The sequence below is a fragment of the Mumia sp. Pv4-285 genome (genome assembly GCF_041320275.1).
Taxonomy (GTDB): Bacteria; Actinomycetota; Actinomycetes; order Propionibacteriales; family Nocardioidaceae; genus Mumia; species Mumia qirimensis.
Window position 1 is genome coordinate 3,873,296 of the sequence record NZ_CP162023.1, and the last position, 19,983, is coordinate 3,893,278.

At 68.6% G+C, this 19,983-nt stretch carries 14 protein-coding genes; 2 read left to right on the plus strand and 12 right to left on the minus strand.

The genetic code is table 11. From position 1 onward, the window contains the following. Window positions 1-39 precede the first annotated feature (39 nt). Window positions 40-1,233: a hypothetical protein gene (locus AB3M34_RS18720; RefSeq protein WP_370616240.1), complete on the plus strand. Its 1,194-nt coding sequence runs from the start codon at window positions 40-42 to the stop codon at window positions 1,231-1,233. Here AB3M34_RS18720 and AB3M34_RS18725 read toward each other — a convergent pair. The 3 genes from AB3M34_RS18725 to rpoB all read right to left on the minus strand — a co-directional run bounded on the left by AB3M34_RS18725 (window position 1,209) and on the right by rpoB (window position 9,918). After that, window positions 1,209-2,315 (minus strand): acyltransferase family protein, encoded by a 1,107-nt coding sequence (locus tag AB3M34_RS18725; protein WP_370616241.1) that lies wholly within the window; start codon window positions 2,313-2,315, stop codon window positions 1,209-1,211. The genes AB3M34_RS18720 and AB3M34_RS18725 overlap by 25 nt on opposite strands. Window positions 2,316-2,483: 168 nt before the next feature. After that, complete coding sequence (locus AB3M34_RS18730; RefSeq protein ID WP_370616243.1) at window positions 2,484-6,362, minus strand: DNA-directed RNA polymerase subunit beta'; 3,879 nt, start codon at window positions 6,360-6,362, stop codon at window positions 2,484-2,486. 85 nt (window positions 6,363-6,447) lie between these two features. After that, a complete protein-coding gene (gene rpoB, locus AB3M34_RS18735) occupies window positions 6,448-9,918 on the minus strand; it encodes a DNA-directed RNA polymerase subunit beta (protein WP_370616245.1) in 3,471 nt (1,156 codons plus the stop codon). A 334-nt stretch (window positions 9,919-10,252) separates the two neighbouring features. On the opposite strand from rpoB, the gene AB3M34_RS18740 reads away from it, so the two are divergent. Further along, entirely contained in the window at window positions 10,253-10,966 is a 714-nt protein-coding gene (locus tag AB3M34_RS18740; protein WP_370616246.1) for a class E sortase, read from the plus strand. 21 nt (window positions 10,967-10,987) lie between these two features. On the opposite strand, the gene AB3M34_RS18745 is transcribed toward AB3M34_RS18740, so the two are convergent. From AB3M34_RS18745 to AB3M34_RS18785, 9 genes are read right to left on the minus strand one after another with little or no spacing between them, the layout of a single operon-like run. Next, window positions 10,988-11,653, minus strand: a complete 666-nt coding sequence (locus AB3M34_RS18745; protein WP_370616247.1) for a hypothetical protein — start codon at window positions 11,651-11,653, stop codon at window positions 10,988-10,990. Continuing rightward, window positions 11,650-12,213: a hypothetical protein gene (locus AB3M34_RS18750; protein ID WP_370616249.1), complete on the minus strand. Its 564-nt coding sequence runs from the start codon at window positions 12,211-12,213 to the stop codon at window positions 11,650-11,652. Before AB3M34_RS18750 ends, AB3M34_RS18745 begins: the two co-directional genes overlap by 4 nt. After that, window positions 12,180-13,442: an MCE family protein gene (locus AB3M34_RS18755; RefSeq protein ID WP_370616251.1), complete on the minus strand. Its 1,263-nt coding sequence runs from the start codon at window positions 13,440-13,442 to the stop codon at window positions 12,180-12,182. The genes AB3M34_RS18750 and AB3M34_RS18755 overlap by 34 nt, the downstream gene beginning before the upstream one ends. Then, on the minus strand, window positions 13,439-14,542 hold the full coding sequence (locus tag AB3M34_RS18760; protein ID WP_370616253.1) for an MCE family protein: 1,104 nt from the start codon (window positions 14,540-14,542) through the stop codon (window positions 13,439-13,441). Before AB3M34_RS18760 ends, AB3M34_RS18755 begins: the two co-directional genes overlap by 4 nt. Then, on the minus strand, window positions 14,542-15,768 hold the full coding sequence (locus tag AB3M34_RS18765; RefSeq protein WP_370616254.1) for an MCE family protein: 1,227 nt from the start codon (window positions 15,766-15,768) through the stop codon (window positions 14,542-14,544). Before AB3M34_RS18765 ends, AB3M34_RS18760 begins: the two co-directional genes overlap by 1 nt. Then, complete coding sequence (locus AB3M34_RS18770; RefSeq protein WP_370616255.1) at window positions 15,765-16,748, minus strand: MCE family protein; 984 nt, start codon at window positions 16,746-16,748, stop codon at window positions 15,765-15,767. The genes AB3M34_RS18765 and AB3M34_RS18770 overlap by 4 nt, the downstream gene beginning before the upstream one ends. Then, entirely contained in the window at window positions 16,736-17,842 is a 1,107-nt protein-coding gene (locus tag AB3M34_RS18775; RefSeq protein ID WP_370616256.1) for an MCE family protein, read from the minus strand. The genes AB3M34_RS18770 and AB3M34_RS18775 overlap by 13 nt, the downstream gene beginning before the upstream one ends. Then, window positions 17,839-19,155, minus strand: a complete 1,317-nt coding sequence (locus tag AB3M34_RS18780) for an MCE family protein (RefSeq protein ID WP_370616257.1) — start codon at window positions 19,153-19,155, stop codon at window positions 17,839-17,841. The genes AB3M34_RS18775 and AB3M34_RS18780 overlap by 4 nt, the downstream gene beginning before the upstream one ends. Next, complete coding sequence (locus AB3M34_RS18785) at window positions 19,155-19,982, minus strand: MlaE family ABC transporter permease (protein WP_370616259.1); 828 nt, start codon at window positions 19,980-19,982, stop codon at window positions 19,155-19,157. The genes AB3M34_RS18780 and AB3M34_RS18785 overlap by 1 nt, the downstream gene beginning before the upstream one ends. Window position 19,983 lies beyond the last annotated feature (1 nt).

A 19,983-nucleotide genomic window follows, 5' to 3' on the forward strand; every position in this document is an offset into this window, starting at 1 on the left:
CCATAGGGTGATCGGGGTCGACATGGAGGTGCAACGGTGATGAAACGGTCGCAGGCGGCTGCGGGGATGGCTGCGGCCGTGATGGTGGGCCTCAGCGCCTGCAGTCCACTCACCCCTGCTGACCCCGACCGTTCCCAGACCCCGCACTCCGGGCTGAAGGTCGACGTCGGCCAGCACGAGACGTTCTCGGGGACCCCGATCGCGTTCACGCTCACGGTGCCCGAGGGCACGACCCAGCTCGGCCCGCTCGTACGCCGCCGCACCCCGGCGCTCATCGCTGCCTACCAGCCGGTTCTCGCCGAGGCGGAGCGCCGCGAGGCGATCGCGGCTGCCGCCGAGGCCGCCGAGAACCCCGATGCGACCACGCCGACGCCGACGGAGCCGCTCAACCCGCTCCCCACCACCGACACGTTCGCGCTTCTCAGCGACCCGCCGGAGCCCGACGTCACGACGGCGCTGCTGCGTGTCGACGGCGACCCGAGCGACGTCTTCAGCGAGGTCGTCGAGCAGGTGTCGACCCTGGTCCCGGACCTCGGGCTCGACCCCGACGCGTGGTCGCAGTTCTGCACGGCCGTCGACGGGATCTACACCGGTTGCACGCTCGACGTCACGGGCCGCACCACCGACGACGCCGGCGTCCGCGTCGTTGCCACGCTCGACCCTGGCAACCTCCGCAAGAAGCAGTCCCCGGCCGGCTCGCAGGGTCGCCCGGTCATGACGTACACCGCCGTGGCCACCGATCCCCCGGACATGCGCCCCGTCTGGCAGGCGCTGGACGAGGACACCGAGGCGCCGGGCGATGCCGAGACTCCCGAGCCACCCGAGCCGGCGAAGGTCCCCGCGACCACGACGCCGGTCGTCGCCGTCCCCGAGGTCGACGCCGAGTGGCCCGACCTCCCCGTCTCCCGGCCCGTCACGACGGGCGGCGCCCTGGCTACCGAGCGGTGGAGGCTGCGCGAGGACTCCGCGCTGCTCCTTTCCGGCGACAAGCCTGCCTTCGCGAGCATCCTGGTGGAGCGTGGCGTCGACGCCGATGCGATCGCCCGGAGCTACGTCCTCAGCTACAGCACCGGCGGCGAACCGACTCAGGACGTGATCGAGGACCGGACGGAGATCAGCACGACCTATCGTGCGGTGACCCGTGAGAACGGACCGATGGTGTCGGCGACGTTCACGCAGGCCGGCCGCGGCAACTACATCGCTCTGTTCTACACGCCGCCGGCGCGCGGCTGAACGCTCGTCCGCGGCTGAGCGGCCTCGCCGGACCTGGTCCGGTCACGGAACGCCCACGGCATCGTCGGCGCCACCAGAGGTCCGACGACCCGGCCCACGGCGTCCGACATCAGCGCCGTCCCGAGCAGGACCGACGACACGAGCACGACGGGCACGGACAGCCCACCGATCCCGGCCAGCACGTCGAACGCGCCGAAGTGCGCGAGCGCGATCAGGACGAACCCGTGGACCATGTACGCGTTCATCGTCCGCTTGCCCAGCTCGGTCGTGGCATCCTCGCGACGCGGCACGACCGAGAGCACGGCCGCAGTCAGGGCGAACCCGACGACCAGCAGACCAGCGCGCGTGACGACGCCGCCTACCGGATCGGCGTCGAGCGGAGCCTGCGCGTACGCATCGCGCCAGTACAGCCACGACACCGACCAGTCCTCCTGGCGCACGAGGCACCAGCCGAGGGTCGCGGCCAGAGCCAGCGCCGACGCGGCCCGGACGACGGGGCGGCGCAGCATGGCGAAGTGCTCCGGGCGCAGGTACATGCCCGCGACGTAGAACGGCAGCAGACCGAGGATCCTGTGGATCGACACCACGTTGCTGACCTGCCAGAGGCCGGCCACCAGGCTGATCGCGATCGCCACCAGCACCGGGGCGCGCAGGACACGCCAGACCGGCGTCGACAACCGCCACGCCACCAGCGCGATGAGGAACCACGTCGACCACGCCGGGTCGAGCAGGTTGATGTCGAGGGGCTTGCCGTCCAGCAGGGCCCGGAACCCGTCGAGACCCACGTTGAGGGCGACGTACGGAAGCACCAGCGTGGTGATCAGCGCACGGGTCTGCTTCGGGGAGCCCTCGTACCGTCGCGAGACGTACCCGGAGATCAGCACGAACGCCGGCATGTGGAACGCGTAGATCCAGGCGTACGTGCCGCGGGCCTCCGGCACCTCGAGGAGGTACTGGAGAGCGTGACCCGCCACGACGAGGAGCATCACCCAGTAGCGGGCGTTGTCGAGCAGGGGGTCACGAGTCGAGGGTCGCGGCGCGTCGGCCGTGGTGCCGGCGGCGACCTTTGCGGGGGGCTGCATCAGTGTCGAAGACATCCCCATCGACGTAACCAGGCGTTCCTGAACAAACCCTGAGAGGGCCTGAAAATGGCCTGTGACCTGCGCAAACACCCGTGAGCGCGGTCACGCGGACGCAGAAGGGCCCCCGGAGCACGAAGCTCCGAGGGCCCTCTGTGCAGACCTCGTCGATCAGCCGGAGAAGCTGCCGAAGTCGAAGTCGTCCAGCGCCACCGACTGCCCGGCCGAGTTGCCGAAGTCGTAGTCGTACGACTCGTAACCGGTCACGGCGTAGGCCGCCTGGCGCGCCTCCTCGGTCGGCTCGACCCGAACGTTGCGGTAACGCTCGAGACCGGTGCCCGCCGGGATCAGCTTGCCGATGATGATGTTCTCCTTCAGGCCGCGGAGCTGGTCCGACTTGCCCTGGATCGCCGCCTCCGTGAGGACGCGGGTCGTCTCCTGGAAGGAGGCGGCACTCAGCCACGACTCCACCGCGAGCGAGGCCTTCGTGATGCCCATCAGCACCGGTCGACCCGACGCCGGCTGGCCACCCTCGGCCACGACGCGGCGGTTGGCCTCCTCGAACGTCGCACGATCGTGGAGGTCACCCGGCAGGAGGGTGGTCTCGCCCTGGTCGATGACCGTGACGCGACGCAGCATCTGCCGCACGATGATCTCGATGTGCTTGTCGTGGATCGCCACGCCCTGGCTGCGGTAGACCTCCTGGACCTCGTCCACGAGGTGCTCCTGAGCCCGACGGACACCGAGGATGCGCAGGACCTCCTGCGGATCCGGGGTGCCGTGCGTGAGCTGCTCGCCGACCTCGACCTCCTGGCCGTCGACGATCAGCAGGCGCGAACGCTTGGAGACCGGGTACTCGTGGGGCTCCGAGCCGTCGTGCGGCACGACGACCAGCTTGCGAGCCTTGTCGCTGTCGTCGATCTGGACCCGGCCGGCGGCGTCCGAGATCGGCGCGCGGCCCTTCGGCTGCCGAGCCTCGAAGAGCTCGACCACGCGAGGCAGACCGTGCGTGATGTCGTCGCCTGCCACACCACCGGTGTGGAAGGTACGCATCGTCAGCTGCGTGCCGGGCTCACCGATCGACTGGGCGGCGATGGTGCCGACCGCCTCGCCGATGTCGACGAGCTTGCCGGTCGCCAGGGAGCGGCCGTAGCACTTGGCGCACGTGCCGGACTTGGCGTCGCAGGTCAGGACCGTACGGACCTTGATCTCCTCGATCCCGGCCGCGACCAGCGTCGCGATCTCGGGATCACCCAGGTCGCCGGCGGCCTCGACGAGGACCTCGCCCGTCTCCGGGTGAGTGATGTCGGTCGCCGCGTTGCGGGCGTACGCCGAGGTCTCGACGTTCTCCGCCAGGATCAGGCGGCCGTCCTCGAGACGGTCGGCGATCCGCTTGGGCAGACCGCGCTCGGTGCCGCAGTCCTCCTCGCGGATGATGACGTCCTGGCTGACGTCGACGAGTCGACGCGTCAGGTAGCCCGAGTCGGCCGTACGGAGCGCCGTGTCGGCCAGACCCTTGCGAGCACCGTGGGTCGCGATGAAGTACTCGACGACCGACAGGCCCTCGCGGTAGTTCGCCTTGATCGGGCGCGGGATGATCTCGCCCTTCGGGTTGGCCACGAGGCCACGCATCGCGGCGATCTGACGCATCTGCATCATGTTGCCGCGGGCGCCCGACTGGATCATCATCCAGATCGGGTTGTCCTCGGTGAAGGTCTTCTCCATCTCGGCGGAGACCTCGTTGGTGGCCTGCGTCCAGATCTCGATGAGCTCGCTACGGCGCTCGTCGTCGGTGATCAGGCCGCGCTGGAACTGCTTCTGGACCTTGGCGTCCTGGTCCTCGTAGGTGGCGAGGATCTCCTGCTTGCGGTCCGGGGTGACGACGTCCTCGATCGAGATCGTGACGCCGGAACGGGTCGCCCAGTGGAAGCCGGTGTCCTTCAGCGCGTCCAGCGACGCGGCGACGTCGACCTTGCTGTAACGCTCGGCGAGGTCGTTGACGATGATGCCGAGCTGCTTCTTGCCGACCTGGTAGTTGACGTACGCGTAGTCGACCGGCAGCGCCTCGTTGAAGAGGACGCGACCCAGCGTGGTCTCGAGCACGAGGGCGTCGCCGTAGCTCCAGCCCTCGGGCACCTCGACGCCGGCCGGCGGCACGACCTCGGGGAACCGGATCTTGACCTTGCTCTGCAGCGAGATCTCGCCACGGTCGAACGCCATCCGAGCCTCGGCCGCGGACGAGAACGCGCGCCCCTCGCCGGGCTGTCCGTCACGCTCGAGCGTGAGGAAGTAGAGCCCGATGACCATGTCCTGCGTCGGCATGGTGACGGGACGTCCGTCGGCCGGCTTGAGGATGTTGTTCGTCGACAGCATGAGGACGCGGGCCTCGGCCTGCGCCTCTGCCGAGAGCGGCAGGTGGACGGCCATCTGGTCGCCGTCGAAGTCGGCGTTGAACGCCGAGCAGACGAGCGGGTGGATCTGGATGGCCTTGCCCTCGATCAGCTGCGGCTCGAACGCCTGGATGCCCAGACGGTGCAGCGTGGGTGCACGGTTGAGCAGCACCGGGTGCTCGGCGATGACCTCTTCGAGGACGTCCCACACCTCGGCGCGTGCGCCGCGCTCCACCATGCGCTTGGCCGACTTGATGTTCTGCGCGTGGTTCAGGTCGACCAGGCGCTTCATCACGAACGGCTTGAACAGCTCGATGGCCATCTGCTTCGGCAGGCCGCACTGGTGCAGCTTGAGCTGCGGGCCGACGACGATGACCGAACGGCCCGAGTAGTCGACGCGCTTGCCGAGCAGGTTCTGACGGAATCGACCCTGCTTGCCCTTGAGCATGTCGGAGATCGACTTCAGCGGGCGGTTGCCCGGACCGGTGACCGGACGACCACGGCGACCGTTGTCGAACAGCGAGTCGACGGCCTCCTGGAGCATCCGCTTCTCGTTGTTGACGATGATCTCCGGCGCACCGAGGTCGAGCAGGCGCTTGAGCCGGTTGTTGCGGTTGATGACGCGACGGTAGAGGTCGTTCAGGTCGCTGGTCGCGAACCGGCCACCGTCGAGCTGCACCATCGGGCGCAGCTCCGGCGGGATCACCGGGACCGCGTCGAGGACCATGCCGGCGGGGCGGTTGTCGCCCTGCATGAACGCGGAGACGACCTTCAGGCGCTTGAGGGCGCGCGTCTTGCGCTGACCCTTGCCCGTGGCGATGGTCTCCTTCAGGCTCTCGGCCTCGGCCGCGAGGTCGAAGTCCTGGAGGCGCTTCTGGATCGCTGCCGCGCCCATGTAGCCCTCGAAGTACTTGCCGAAGCGGTAGGTCATCTCGCGGTAGAGCAGCTCGTCGCCCTCGAGATCCTGGATCTTGAGGTTCTTGAAGCGGCTCCAGACCTCGTCCAGGCGATCGATCTCGCGCTGGGCGCGGTCACGGATCTGCTTGACCTCGCGCTCGGCCGCGTCCTTGACCTTGCGCTTGGCGTCGGCCTTGGCACCCTCGGCCTCGAGCGCGCCGAGGTCCTCCTCGAACTTCGCCATGCGCTGCTCGATGTTGTTGTCGCGTCGCGACTCGAGGTTCTTGCGCTCGACGTCGATCTTGGCCTCGAGCGAGGGCAGGTCGCGGTGACGTGCGTCCTCGTCGACGCGCGTGATCATGTACGCGGCGAAGTAGATGACCTTCTCGAGGTCCTTCGGGGCGAGGTCGAGCAGGTAGCCGAGACGGCTCGGCACGCCCTTGAAGTACCAGATGTGGGTCACCGGGGCGGCGAGCTCGATGTGGCCCATGCGCTCACGGCGCACCTTCGAGCGCGTCACCTCGACGCCGCAGCGCTCGCAGATGATGCCCTTGAAGCGGACACGCTTGTACTTGCCGCAGTAGCACTCCCAGTCCCGGGTGGGACCGAAGATCTTCTCGCAGAACAGACCGTCGCGCTCGGGCTTGAGCGTGCGGTAGTTGATCGTCTCGGGCTTCTTCACCTCACCGTGCGACCAGGCACGGATCTCGTCGGCGGTGGCGAGGCCGATCTTGAGCTGATCGAAGAAGTTCACGTCGAGCACGTTGTCTTCTTTCCTTCGTGATGAAAAATCTGTGGTCGAGGTCGGAGGCGGGGCGCGGACTCAGCGAGTGCCGCGCCCCCGCAGCTCAGACCTCCTCGACGCTGGCGGGCTCGCGGCGCGAGAGGTCGATACCGAGCTCCTCAGCAGCCCGGAACACGTCCTCCTCGGCGTCACGCATCTCCACCGCGGTGCCGTCGGACGAGAGGACCTCGACGTTCAGGCACAACGACTGCATCTCCTTGACGAGAACCTTGAACGACTCCGGGATGCCGGGCTCGGGGACGTTCTCGCCCTTGACGATCGCCTCGTAGACCTTCACGCGTCCGAGGATGTCGTCCGACTTGATGGTGAGGAGCTCCTGCAGGGCGTAGGCGGCGCCGTACGCCTCGAGCGCCCAGACCTCCATCTCGCCGAAACGCTGACCACCGAACTGGGCCTTACCGCCCAGCGGCTGCTGGGTGATCATCGAGTACGGGCCGGTCGAACGCGCGTGGATCTTGTCGTCGACGAGGTGGTGCAGCTTCAGGATGTACATGTAGCCGACCGAGATCGGGTCCGGGAACGGTTCACCCGTACGTCCGTCGAACAGCCGCGCCTTGCCGTCGCGACCGACCATGCGCTCGCCGTCACGGTTCGGGAGGGTCGACTCCAGGAGTCCCTGGATCTCGTCCTCGCGCGCACCGTCGAACACCGGCGTGGCGACGTTGGAGTCCATCGGCGAACGGTCGGCGCCGATCGAGCGCAGCCGCTCGGCCCACTCGTCCTTGCTCTCACCGATGTCCCACCCGGCCTTGGCGACCCAGCCGAGGTGCGTCTCGAGCACCTGGCCGACGTTCATCCGGCCCGGAACACCGAGCGGGTTGAGGATGATGTCGACCGCGGTGCCGTCGGACATGAACGGCATGTCCTCGACGGGCAGGATCTTGGAGATGACGCCCTTGTTGCCGTGGCGTCCGGCGAGCTTGTCACCGTCGGAGATCTTGCGCTTCTGGGCCACGTAGACGCGGACCAGCTGGTTCACGCCCGGCGGCAGCTCGTCGCCCTCTTCGCGGTCGAAGACGCGGACGCCGATGACCGTGCCGGACTCGCCGTGCGGGACCTTGAGCGAGGTGTCGCGGACCTCGCGCGCCTTCTCACCGAAGATCGCGCGGAGCAGGCGCTCCTCGGGGGTCAGCTCGGTCTCGCCCTTGGGGGTCACCTTGCCGACGAGGATGTCGCCGTTGGAGACCTCCGCGCCGATCCGGATGATGCCGCGCTCGTCGAGGTCGGCGAGCATCTCGTCGCTGACGTTCGGGATGTCGCGGGTGATCTCCTCCGGCCCCAGCTTCGTGTCGCGGGCATCGACCTCGTGCTCCTCGATGTGGATCGAGGTCAGCAGGTCGTCCTGGACGACGCGCTGCGAGAGGATGATCGCGTCCTCGTAGTTGTGGCCCTGCCACGGCATGAACGCCACGAGCAGGTTGGAGCCGAGCGCCATCTCGCCCTCGTCGGTGCAAGGACCGTCGGCGATCGGCGAGCCCTTCTCGAGGCGGTCACCCTCCTTCACCAGCGGACGCTGGTTGATGCAGGTGCCCTGGTTCGAGCGGGTGAACTTCGACATCCGGTACGTCTTGTAGGTGCCGTCGTCCTGCATGACCTCGACGTAGTCGGCGCAGACCTCGGTCACGACGCCCGGCGCCTTGGCGACGGTCACGTCACCGGCATCGACGGCGGCACGGTACTCCATGCCGGTGCCGACGAGCGGCGCGTCGTTGCGGATCAGCGGCACCGACTGGCGCTGCATGTTGGAGCCCATGAGCGCACGGTTGGCGTCGTCGTGCTCCAGGAACGGGATCAGCGCGGTCGCGACCGACACCATCTGGCGCGGCGAGACGTCCATGTAGTCGACCTCGGCGGCCGGGACGAGCTCGGCCTCGCCGCCACGCTGGCGGACCAGGACGCGCTCCTCCGCGAAGGTGCCGTCCTCCTCGAGACGCGAGTTCGCCTGGGCGATGACGTAGCGGTCCTCGTCGCTCGCGGTCAGGTAGTCGATCTGCTCGGTGACCCGGACGCCGTCGACCCTGCGGTACGGCGTCTCGACGAAGCCGAACGCGTTGATGCGGCCGTACGACGCGAGCGAGCCGATCAGGCCGATGTTCGGGCCCTCCGGGGTCTCGATCGGGCACATGCGGCCGTAGTGCGACGGGTGGACGTCACGGACCTCGTAGCCGGCGCGCTCACGGGACAGACCACCCGGGCCGAGCGCCGACAGACGACGCTTGTGCGTCAGGCCGGCGAGCGGGTTGTTCTGGTCCATGAACTGGCTGAGCTGCGACGTCCCGAAGAACTCCTTCAGCGCGGCCACGACGGGACGGATGTTGATCAGGGTCTGCGGCGTGATCGCCTCGACGTCCTGGGTCGTCATCCGCTCGCGCACCACGCGCTCCATGCGGGCGAGGCCCGTACGGAGCTGGTTCTGGATGAGCTCGCCGACGCTGCGGAGGCGACGGTTGCCGAAGTGGTCGATGTCGTCGGCCTCGACGAACGTCGTGCCGGCGGCCATCTCGAGCTCGGTCTCGCCGGCGTGCAGCGCGACGATGTACTTGATCGTCGAGACGATGTCCTCGATGGTCAGCGTCTGCTGGTCGAAGGCCTCGTCCGTGCCGAGCTTCTTGTTGATCTTGTAGCGACCGACCTTCGCGAGGTCGTAGCGCTTGGAGTTGAAGTAGTAGTTGTCCAGCAGCTGCTGGGCAGCCTCGGTCGTCGGCGGCTCACCCGGACGCAGCTTGCGGTAGATGTCGAGCAGCGCGTCGTCCTGGCCGGACGTGTGGTCCTTCTCCAAGGTGGCGCGGATCGAGTCGTACTGGCCGAAGTCCTCGAGGATGTCGGCCTCGGACATGCCGAGCGCCTTGAGGAGGACCGTGACGCTCTGCTTGCGCTTGCGGTCGAGGCGAACCCCGACCTGGTCACGCTTGTCGATCTCGAACTCGAGCCAGGCACCACGCGAGGGGATGACCTTCGCGGTGTAGATGTCCTTGTCGCTCGTCTTGTCCGGCGTGCGCTCGAAGTAGACGCCCGGCGAGCGGACGAGCTGCGAGACGACGACACGCTCGGTGCCGTTGATGATGAAGGTGCCCTTGTCCGTCATCAGGGGGAAGTCACCCATGAAGACGGTCTGGCTCTTGATCTCGCCGGTCTCGTTGTTCATGAACTCGGCGGTGACGAACAGGGGCGCGGCGTACGTGACGTCACGGTCCTTGCAGTCCTCGACCGAGTTCTTCGGCGGCTCGAAGCGGTGGTCACGGAACGACAGAGACATGGTCTCCGAGAAGTCCTCGATCGGAGAGATCTCCTCGAAGATCTCCTCCAGACCGGACTTCTGAGAAACGTCCGTACGCCCGGCGGCCAGCTGCTGCTCGACGGACGCCTTCCAGCTCTCGTCACCGATCAGCCACGAGAAGCTGGAGGTCTGGAGCGAAAGCAGCTCCGGCACCTCGAGGGGCTCGGAGATCTTGGCGAAGGAGACACGGCGGGGATTGTTGTTGGCAGAGGCGGCGACAGTGCGCGAGGAAGCCAAGAGGGGTCCTTCCGAAGGCTCGCAGTTCCCGATTGCGGCACCGTCCAGAACCCATGCCGAACGACCCCCGTCAAGGGGTGAGGGCAGGATGCAGGAGGCGCAAAGAAATAGTCTAGACGCCAACGTGGGCAGATTTCAACCCAGGGTGTCCAGCCTTCGCCGTCGATGATGAACGTATCTTCGCCTCAGGTCAAGCAACCCGCCGGAATAGTTCTTCACGAAGTCGGCTCCTCCCCCGTCCTGACTACCGTCCGCCGGGTCGCTTCCAGCGGTGTGCCACCCTGGTTGTGACCCGCGTTACGTACGATCGGTGCGAGGACAGGAGGAGGTGCCAGTGCCCGTCGACACGGTCCCGCCGAGGCGTGAGCGGCCCGAGCTGAAGCCGACCCCGCACCTGCGGCCCGCCCGCATGCTCGCCACCGCGCTGACCCTCGTGCTCATCGTCGGCGGAGGCTGGATCGCCTGGAAGTACGTCGGCACCAACATCGTCGCGAAGCAGCGCCAAGGCGAGATGGCGGTCGCCCTGGCCGACGACTGGCGCGGCAACCGCGGCGGCGACGCGACGACGGACGAGATCGAGCCGGGTGAGGCGATGGCGGTCCTGCGGATCCCCCGCCTCGGCGACGACTTCGAGGTGCCGGTCGTCGAGGGAGTCGACGACTCCGCCCTGACATCGGGCGTCGGCCACTTCCCTGACACCCAGCGTCCCGGCCAGCTCGGCAACTTCGCGGTCGCCGGGCACCGCATCACCAACGGACAGCCGTTCAAGGACTTCCCGGAGCTTCGCAAGGGCGACGAGGTCGAGGTCGAGACCCGCACGCACGTCTACACGTACGTCCTGGAGGGCTCCGGCACCAGCACCGTCGTCGACTTCACCGACGTGTGGGTCGTCCAGCCCGTGCCGGAGAAGGCGAAGCGCTCCAAGAGCCAGCGGTCGCGCGCGACCCCGGACGAAGCCCTCATCACGCTCACCACGTGCTCCGAGATCTTCCACACCGACAACCGGTCGGTGGTCTTCGGGCGGCTCGTCGACTCCCGTCACGTCTGACGCGCGCGGCGACCGACGGGGTCAGGTCGTCGTCAGCTCGGCGACGAGCCAGTCTCCGTCGATCTTCTCCATCCGCACCACGACCGACAGCGCCGCCGGGGAGCCGGGCTTGCCCGCGACCGTCCGGTGCTGGTCGACGAACGCCAGCAGCCTGACGCTGGTGTCGGAGCACTCCTGGCCGCACTCCAGCGGCGCGATCGCGCGCACGGAGGCCGCGACGTCGATCTTGCGCTGCTTCGCAGCCGACGCGACCTGCGGCGCCAGCTGCTCGTACTCCTCGGCGAACTCGTCGGTCATCAGGTCGGTCGCGGCCTCCAGGTCGTCGGCGACCGATGCGTGACGGTAGCTGAGGACGGTCTCCAGCGCGGGCGTCGCAGCGGCGGTGGCTCGGTCCGCGGTCTCGACGCGCTCATCGGCGGCCGACTCGGTCTGGCGTACGGCGAGCGTCGCGACGACCGCGAACGCCACCGCCACGACGGCGAGCACGCCGAGGCCGGCCAGGACGACCTTGGCGCGGCGGCTGAGAGGCGGGCGCGACGGCCGAGGGGGGCGTACGCCGGGGGCCGCGGCCGAGCTCTCGGCCGAGTCCGTGGAGGTCTCGGTCGACTCCGTCGCCTCGAGAGGGGTGGAGGTCTGCTCGGTGGACCGGCGGCGCTCGCCGGCGATCCGCGGGCGTCGGTTGCTCACGATCCGCCCTCCTCGTCCGGCGCAGGGGTCGGCGGCTCCGACTCGACGGGGACGTTGGCGAAGTTCTCGACGAGCCAGCGACCGTCCTCGAGGACCAGCGAGATCCTCCACCGCAGCCGGGGCTGCCCGACCTGGACGTCGGCCGGCTCCGTCGCGACGGTGATCGCGGCGAGGACGTCGGCGCTGTCGTTGTCGAGGCTCTCGATCGCCACCTGCTCGACCGTCCCCTTCGAGACGATGCCCGTGTCGGCGAACTGCGACAGGAGGTCCTTCGTCGAGGCCTCGAACTGCTCGGCCATGGTGTCGGTCAGCAGCGGGGTCACGCGTTCCACGTACGGATCGAGGTCCTTGACGTCGTACGTGTTCACGCTCGTCGCGAACTTCTCGGCGGCCGCGCGCACGTCCTGGCGTGTCGAGGTGTCGGCCGCGGCGGGGATCTGAGGGCCGCGGACGACCGCGAGGACGCCGATCGCGAGCCCGGCGACCGCCACGAGGGCGAGCACCAGGGCGAGCAGACGGGTCCGGGTCAGCGGGAGACGGCGGGTCCGAGCATCATCCACTTCCAGGACTCCTTCCCGAGATCTGGGGCATCGGGAATCGTCGTCGGGTCCGAGACGTCCACCTGCTTCGTCGCAACATCGTACGTACCGAGGGTCTGGGCCTCCGTCGCGCCCACCGGAGAGACGGGGGATCCCGTCCCCTTCGCGCCTCGCACCTGCGGGTCCGCGCAGGTGAGGTTGCGCTTCCAGGCGGCCGGGGTGCGGTCGAACGGCGTCCGCTGACGCGGCTCCGGGAGGTAGCCCTTCGTGCAGGGGGCGTTGTCGTCCTGGAGCGCCAGGCTCAGGCGGAGGGCGTACTGCCCCGTCCGGGAGTCCTTGGCGATGATCGAGAACGCGCTCTCGATGCCGTACGGGGCGATCACGAGGACGCCACGGATGCCGTCGAGGTGGGCCCGGACGACCTTGTTGAGGCGGATCGCCTGGTCGAGGAGGACGGCGAGGTCGTCGGCGTTCTCCGCGATCACGGTGCGCAGCGTCGCCGCTGTCGGCGCGCCCGCCTCGAGGACCTTGCGCAGGTCGGCGTCCGAGGTCCGCATCGCCGTGGTGAGGTCGCGCAGGTTGGTCGCGAAGTCCTGGATGTCGTCGGAGGAGTCGACTTGGGTCTGCAGGACCTTGGTCGACTCGCGGATCAGCTCGGCGGTCACCTCGTACTTCTGGTCCGCCTTCGTGATGAAGGAGCTCGTCGCGTCGATCGTCGTCCGGAAGTCGGTGGCAGATCCCTCGAACGCGTCGCCGAGCTCGGTGATCACCGTGCTGAGGTCGTCGGCCTCGACCGACGTCAGCAGCGCGCTCACGTCGGTGATCAGGGTGCGGGTGTCGATCGGGACCTTGGTGCGCTCGCGGGCGACGACGTCCTCGTCGGCGAGGTACGGGCGGGAGCTGCTCGCGGGCTGGAAGTCGAGGTACTGCTCGCCCACCGCCGACTTGTTGGCGACGACCACGTCGGTGTCGGAGGGGATCCGCGGCGCCTCGTCGTCGATGCGCACCTCGACGTCGACCCCGTCGGTCGTCAGCCACATGTCCTTCACCCGCCCGACACTGACACCGCGGTACGTGACGTCAGCACCGGTGAAGATGCCGCCGGACTCCGCCATCTCGACGGTCACCGAGTAGCCGTTCCCGCCGAACAGCCGGTCGAGCTGGGCATAGGTCGCTCCGACGTAGGTGACCCCGACGAGCGTGAGGACCAGGAACAGGACCAGCTGGACACGCATGCGACCGGTGATCATGGCGCCACCACCGTCGAGGCCATGACGGACGCGACGTCGTCGCCTCGCAGCGCGGCCTTCAGTGACGCGCGCTCGGCCTCCGTCATCAGACCGATCGTCGTGGAGAAGTCCGTGGTGAAGTCGATCGACACGTTGGTGTAGTCACCCATCTGGTAGTCGGCCGCCTCCGCAGGTGTCTTGCCGAGCAGACTGTCGGGGAACGGGAAGGTCGGCAGGACCTCGAGGGACGAGATCAGCGCGTCCCCGGCCGACGCCAGGTTGTCGAGGACCGGGTTGAGAGCCTTGAGGTCGGCCAGCACCGCCTGCTTGGACTTCGTGATCACCTCGGTGCCGACGCTGCTGAGGTCGGTCAGGGCTCCGAGCATCCGGACGAGGTTCGCTCGCTGCTCGTCGACCGTCTTCAGCGCCCCCGGAAGGTCCCCGAGGGCAGCGTTGATGGCGGTCTGCTGAGTCTTTGTGGCCTTGGCGAGCCGGTCGATCTGCTCGATCGCGGTGACGATCTGGGTCTTGGAGTCGTCCGCGGTGCCGACGAACTCGTCGAGCCGCCTCAGCAGCGTCCGCATGTTGGCCTCACGGCCCGTCGACATGGCGTTGAGCTCGCGCGCGATCACCTGGACCTTGTCGATCGCACCGCCGTTGAGGACGAGCGACATCGCACCCAGGACCTCCTCGACCTCGGGCGTGTGGCCCGAGCGGGCGAGGGGGATCCGGTCACCGTCGGACAGGGTGCCCTCGGCGCCGGTCGCCGGCGGAGCCAGCGACACGAACTTCTCACCGAGGATGCTGGTCTGCCGGATGGAGGCGGTCGCGTTGTCGGGCAGGTCGACCGACCGCTTGACCTTCACCGTCACCGTCGCCTGCCACCCGTCCAGCTCGACGGCGGTGACCCTCCCGACAGAGACGTCGTTGACCTTGACCGCGCTCTGGGGGACGAGGTCGAGGACGTCGGAGAACTCGACGACGACCGTGTACGGATCGTCACCGAGGTCGGCACCGCCGGGCAGCGGCAGGTCGCCGACGCTGCTGCGACCACAGCCGGCGACGAGCACCAGCGCTGCGGCGACCGCGAGGCCGCCCACCCAGGGACGGGACGTGCTCATCACGCCACTCCCATCAGGGTTGCCAGGTCGTCCGCGGGCGCGCCGTCGGCTGCGGGGCCGTCGTCGCCCGCGCCGCCCGCCCCGCTCGACGAAGCCGCCGTGGCGCGGTCGGCCTGGTTGCCCAGCCACGTGATCACGTCGCCGAGCGCATAGCAGGCGTCCTCGTACTCCGGGTTCTGTCCCGCCGCGAGGCCGCAGTACGCGGAGACGTAGGCGGGCTCGGTCAGCGTGCGGAACGTGCGGTCTGCCTTGCCCTTGATCGTGCCGCGGGTGTCGATCGTGCCCGTGGTCGGGTTGTAGGCCGTCGCCAGGTTCGACAGAGCCTGCGGGCCCTTCTCGAGGAGAGCCGCGAGATCCTTGCGCTGCGACGCCAAGGACTTCGTGATGTCGGCGAGGCCGTCGACGTTCTTGCGCAGGCTCGCGCGGTTCTCGGCGACGTAGCCCTGGACCATTCCCAGGGCGGAGGCCAGCTCGCGCAGCGCGAGCTGGAGGTCGTCGCGCTCCCCGGAGAGGACGTCGCTGACCGACGCCAGGCTGGCGTTGAACGACCGCACGCTCGCGTCGTTCGTCTCGAGCGCCTGGACGAAGCGCTCGATCTTCTCCATCGACGAGAACAGCTCGTCCTTGGACCCGTCCGCGGTCGTGGTGAGCTTCGCCAGCGCGGCGATGCTGCGCCGGATCTCTGCGCCGCGCCCGTCGAGGTTGTCGGCGGTGGTCGAGAGGAGGTTGCTGAGCGCGCCGTCCTTGTTGGCACCCTCCGGACCGAGGGCGGTGGCCACGCGGTCGAGCGCCTCGAAGGTCTCGTCGAGCTCGGTCGGGGTGGCCGCGCGCGTCTGGTCGAGGTGCGCACCGTCGGCCAGCTTCGCGCCGCCGGCGTAGGCCGGGGTCAGCTGGACGAACCTGTCGCCGACGACCGACGGCGAGACGATGACGGCCTTCACGTCCTCAGGGACGTCGTACTCCGCGTCCCACGCCAGGCGGACCCGGACGCTCGACCCCTGCGGCGTGATCGACTCGACCGTGCCGACGTCGACGCCGAGGATGCGGACCTTCGAGCCCTCGTACAACGAGACCGTCCGGTCGAACTCGACCGTCGCAGTGCGCTGCTCCGACCGCGGCACCAGGACCACCACGAGCGCCGCGATCAGCGCCAGGACGCCGACCACCACGACGATCTCGACGATCCGGCGGCTCACACGCGGGCCGCGGGTGACGTTGGCGCTCACAGTCCCTCCTGAAGGCCCAGGATGCTCAGCAGGTTGTAGATGAAGCCGTCGAGCCACGGACCGTTGGCGCTGTTGGAGGCGACCATCGAGTAGAACGCCGGCAGCTGCCGGATCGCCGACTCGATGTTCTCCTCGTTGTCCTGAAGCACCTTCACGACGCCGGCGAGACGGTCGAGCGCCGGCCCGAGGTCCTCGCGGGTGTCGCCGATGAGCTTCTCGATCTCGTCCGACATCCGGGTCACCCCGACCAGGACGTCGTGGATCGCCTGTCGACGTGCGGTCAGCGCCTCGAAGAGGACACCGCCGTCCTCGAACAGCGTGACGACCTCGGAGTTACGGTCGGCCAGGACGCCCGAGATGCCGTCGATGTTCTCGAGCAGCGTCTTGATCTCCTTGTCGCGCGCGGCGAGGTTCTCCGAGAGCTGCGTGACTCCGGTGACGGCGCGCTGGAACTCCTCGGGCGTCTTCTCGGTGACCTCGCCGAGCGTGCGCATCGCGTGGGCGAGCTGGTCGGTGTCGATCTCCTGGGTCGTCTCGCTGAGGTCGGAGAAGGCCTGGACGATGTCGTACGGCGGAGTCGTGCGCGAGGCCGGGATGACGGCTCCTTCGTCGAGGGTGCCACCGCCGGCAGGGTCGAGGGCGACGTACATCGTGCCGAGCAACGTCTTGATGCGGACGGAGGCGCTCGTCTGGGACCCGAGGCGGTCACGTTCCTTCTTCATCCGGAACGACACCCGCACCTTGTTGCCGCGCAGCTCGAGGTCGTCGACCTCGCCCACGAGGACCCCTGCCATCCGCACGTCGTCGCCCTTCTTCAGTCCACCGACCTCGGTGAACTCGGCCGCGTACTTCGGGCCGCTGCCCACGACCGGCAGCCGGCTCGCCTGGCTGGCGAGAACGAGGAACGTCGCGATCACGAGGAGTCCGACCAGGCCCACGAGGACCGGGTTGCGATCGCGGAACGGCTTCACCGCGCGCATCGGCTCACCCCCGCCCCGGTCACCGTGACGCGTTTCGTCGTCTTGAACGGCCGGGCCTTCTCCCACCCCGGCACACCGCTCAGGCTCGGCATCCTGCCGTCCACGCCGACGTCGCAGACGTAGAAGTTGAAGAACGACCCGTACTGGCCCGTCCGCCCGATCCGGTCGATCTTGACCGGCAGGATCTGCAACGTGCTGTCGAGGGCCTTGCGCGCCTTCTTGGTGCCGATCTCGTCGGTCAGGTCACGCAGGTGCGAGATGTCCTGGGTCAGGTCGGGTCGGACGTCGGTCAGCAGGCTCGCGGTCTCCGAGGTCAGCGAGGCGATGTCGTCGAGCGACCCCGTCAGCACGCCTCGATCGTCCTTCAGCCCGCTGATCAGCTGCTGCAACGTCGAGATGGTGGTCGACAGCTCCTCGTCCCGGTCGTTGAAGGACTTGAGGACCGTCGTCAGGTTCGAGATGACAGAACCGATCAGGTCATCACGGTCGGCCAGCGTCTGCGTCAGCGACGCCGTGTGACCGAGCAGGGACTCGACCGTGCCGCTCTCTCCCTGGAAGACCTGGATGAGCTCGTACGCGAGCTGGTTGGTGTCGTCGGGCGAGAGCGCCTGGAAGAGCGGCTTGAAGCCGCCGAAGAGGACGGTCAGGTCGAGGGCGGGCTGCGTGCGGTTCATCGGGATGGTCTCTCCCGGCTCGAGCCGGGCGCTCGAGCCCTCGGCGCCCTCGGTCAACGACAGGTAGCGCTGCCCGATCATGTTGCGGTAGCGCAGGGTCGCGAGCGTGCTCTCGGTGAGGTCGATCGATCGGTCGACGGTGAACGTCACCTCGGCCGTGGAGTCGGAGTGCATCCGGACGTCGTCCACGGTGCCGACGCGTACGCCGGCGATGCGGACGTCGTCGCCCTTCACGAGGCTGGTCACGTCGGCGAACTCGGCCTTGTACTGGTGGGTGTCGATGAACGACCGGTTGCCGATGACCACGGCGAGGAGCCCCGTCAGGAGCCCGGTGACCACGAGGAACACCAGCAGCCGGGCGAGGGCTCCGGCCGTCTTCCGGTCGAGCCGAGGATCGAGGGTGCGGCGGCGCCTGGTCATCCGAGCGTCACCTCCGCCCCGCGCAGCACCGGACCGGCGAGAGCCTGAGCGACCTCAGGCACGTCCTTCGGCTCGACGCCGAGCGTCGACGCGAGCAGCGCATCGATCTGCTCCGCCTCGGCCTGCGAGCCCGCCGGGCTGAGGGCGCTCGGCGACACGAGCGGCTTCGTCTTGCCGAGCGACCCCGAGATGCCGAGCTGTCGGAGCAGCGCGTTGCTCATCCCGGGTGCCGGCGTGCCGGCGTCGTACGGCGCCTTGGGCAGCGACGCACAGGTCGGGTCGAGCGCGCTGGACCCACCGGTCGCCGGCGGCAGCTCTCCGGCGTCCGCCCTCGTGTACGCCCGGGGCGAGCGAGCAGCGAACTCGACGGTCGCGTGCGCGCGGTGGTCCCGGAACGCCGAGTCGATGCCGGGCTTGAGGCGGTCGATGCCCAGGAGTACGCACCCGATCGTGGGCGCGTACTCCGCGAAGAGCTCCAGCGTCGGCTGGGACTGCTTCGAGAGCGTGATGAAGTCCTGGCCGGACCGGTCGAGGAAGGCGTCGGCGGTCGTCGCGAACGCGGCGGTCTCGACGAACAGCGCCTGCAGCTGCGCCTTGCGGGCGGTGAGCGTGTTGCCGGTGACGACGGCGTTGCGCAGGGTCTCCCCCACCTCCGGCATCACGTCGGCGTACGTCTGGGCCGTCTCGCCGAGCAGCGTGATGTCCTCGACGATGCGCGGCGCCAGCGGGGTGATCTTCTGGAGGTAGCCCTCCAGCGTCTCGAGCGTCTCGCCGATCGCCTCGCCCTGGCCGTCGAGCGCCTCGGACAGCGCCGTCAGCGTGAACGACAGGTCGGCGGGGTTGAGCGCCGTCAGGATCGGGTCCAGGTCGATCAGGAGGTTCTCGACCTCGGCCGGCAGGTCCGCCTGCACGATGACGTCGCCGGACTCGATCGGGGTGCCGGCCGAGCTCGACACCGGCTGCAGGTCGACGAACTTCTCGCCGAACAGCGTCTTGGGCACGATGAGCGCCTCTACGTCGGAAGGGATCAAGGGCTGGTAGTCGGGGTCGATCATCAGGTGGATCGTGGCCGCGCCGGCGTCCGAGCTGATCTCGGAGACGCGGCCGACGATCACGCCGCGGAGCTTCACGTCGGCGTTGCGGTTGAGCTGCAGGCCGACGTTCTCGCTGCGGATCGTGACCGGCACGTCGCCGGAGAACTGCTTGGTGAAGACCGCGTACGTCGCGTACACGGCGCCGATCATGAGGGCCAGCATGATGATGCCGAGCGTGCGGACGGCCCCGGGGCGGTCGAGAGCAGGGGTGCGCGCCATCAGCCGGCCAACCTCACCGTCGTCGTCGTCCCCCAGATCGCCATCGACATCAGGAGGTCGACGACGTTGATCATCACGATGGACGTCCTCACGGCACGGCCGACGGCGACGCCCACGCCGACGGGTCCACCGGAGGCGTAGTAGCCGTAGTAGCAGTGGATGAGGATGACCAGGACGGCGAAGACGATCACCTTGACGAACGACCACAGCACGTCCTCGGGCGGGAGGAACAGCGTGAAGTAGTGCTCGTACGTGCCGACGCTCTGGCCGTAGATGCCCGTGACCGTCAGCCGGGTCGCGAAGTACGAGGCCATCAGGCCGACGACGTACAGCGGGACGATCGCGACCATGCCGGCGATCACCCGCGTCGTCACGAGGTACGGGAGGGACGGGATCGCCATCACCTCGAGCGCGTCGACCTCCTCGGAGATCCGCATCGCGCCCAGCTGTGCGGTGAATCCGCAGCCGACCGTCGCCGCGAGCGCGATGCCTGCCACCAGGGGTGCGATCTCGCGGGTGTTGAAGTACGCGGAGAAGAAGCCCGAGAAGGCGCTCGTGCCGAGCTGGTCGAGAGCGGTGAACCCCTGGAGGCCGACCTCGGTGCCGGTGAAGTACGACATCGCGGTGATGACGCCGACCGTCCCGCCGATGACGGCGAGGGCGCCCTGGCCGAAGGTCACCGTCACGAGGAGCCTGAGGACCTCGCGCGGGTAGTGCACGAGCGTGCGTGGGATCCACGCGAGCACCCGCAGGTAGAACGCGAGGTGGCGCCCCAGGGTGTCGATGCCGCCGAGGGGTCGCTGGTAGAGAGCCTTCACGTCAGCCATG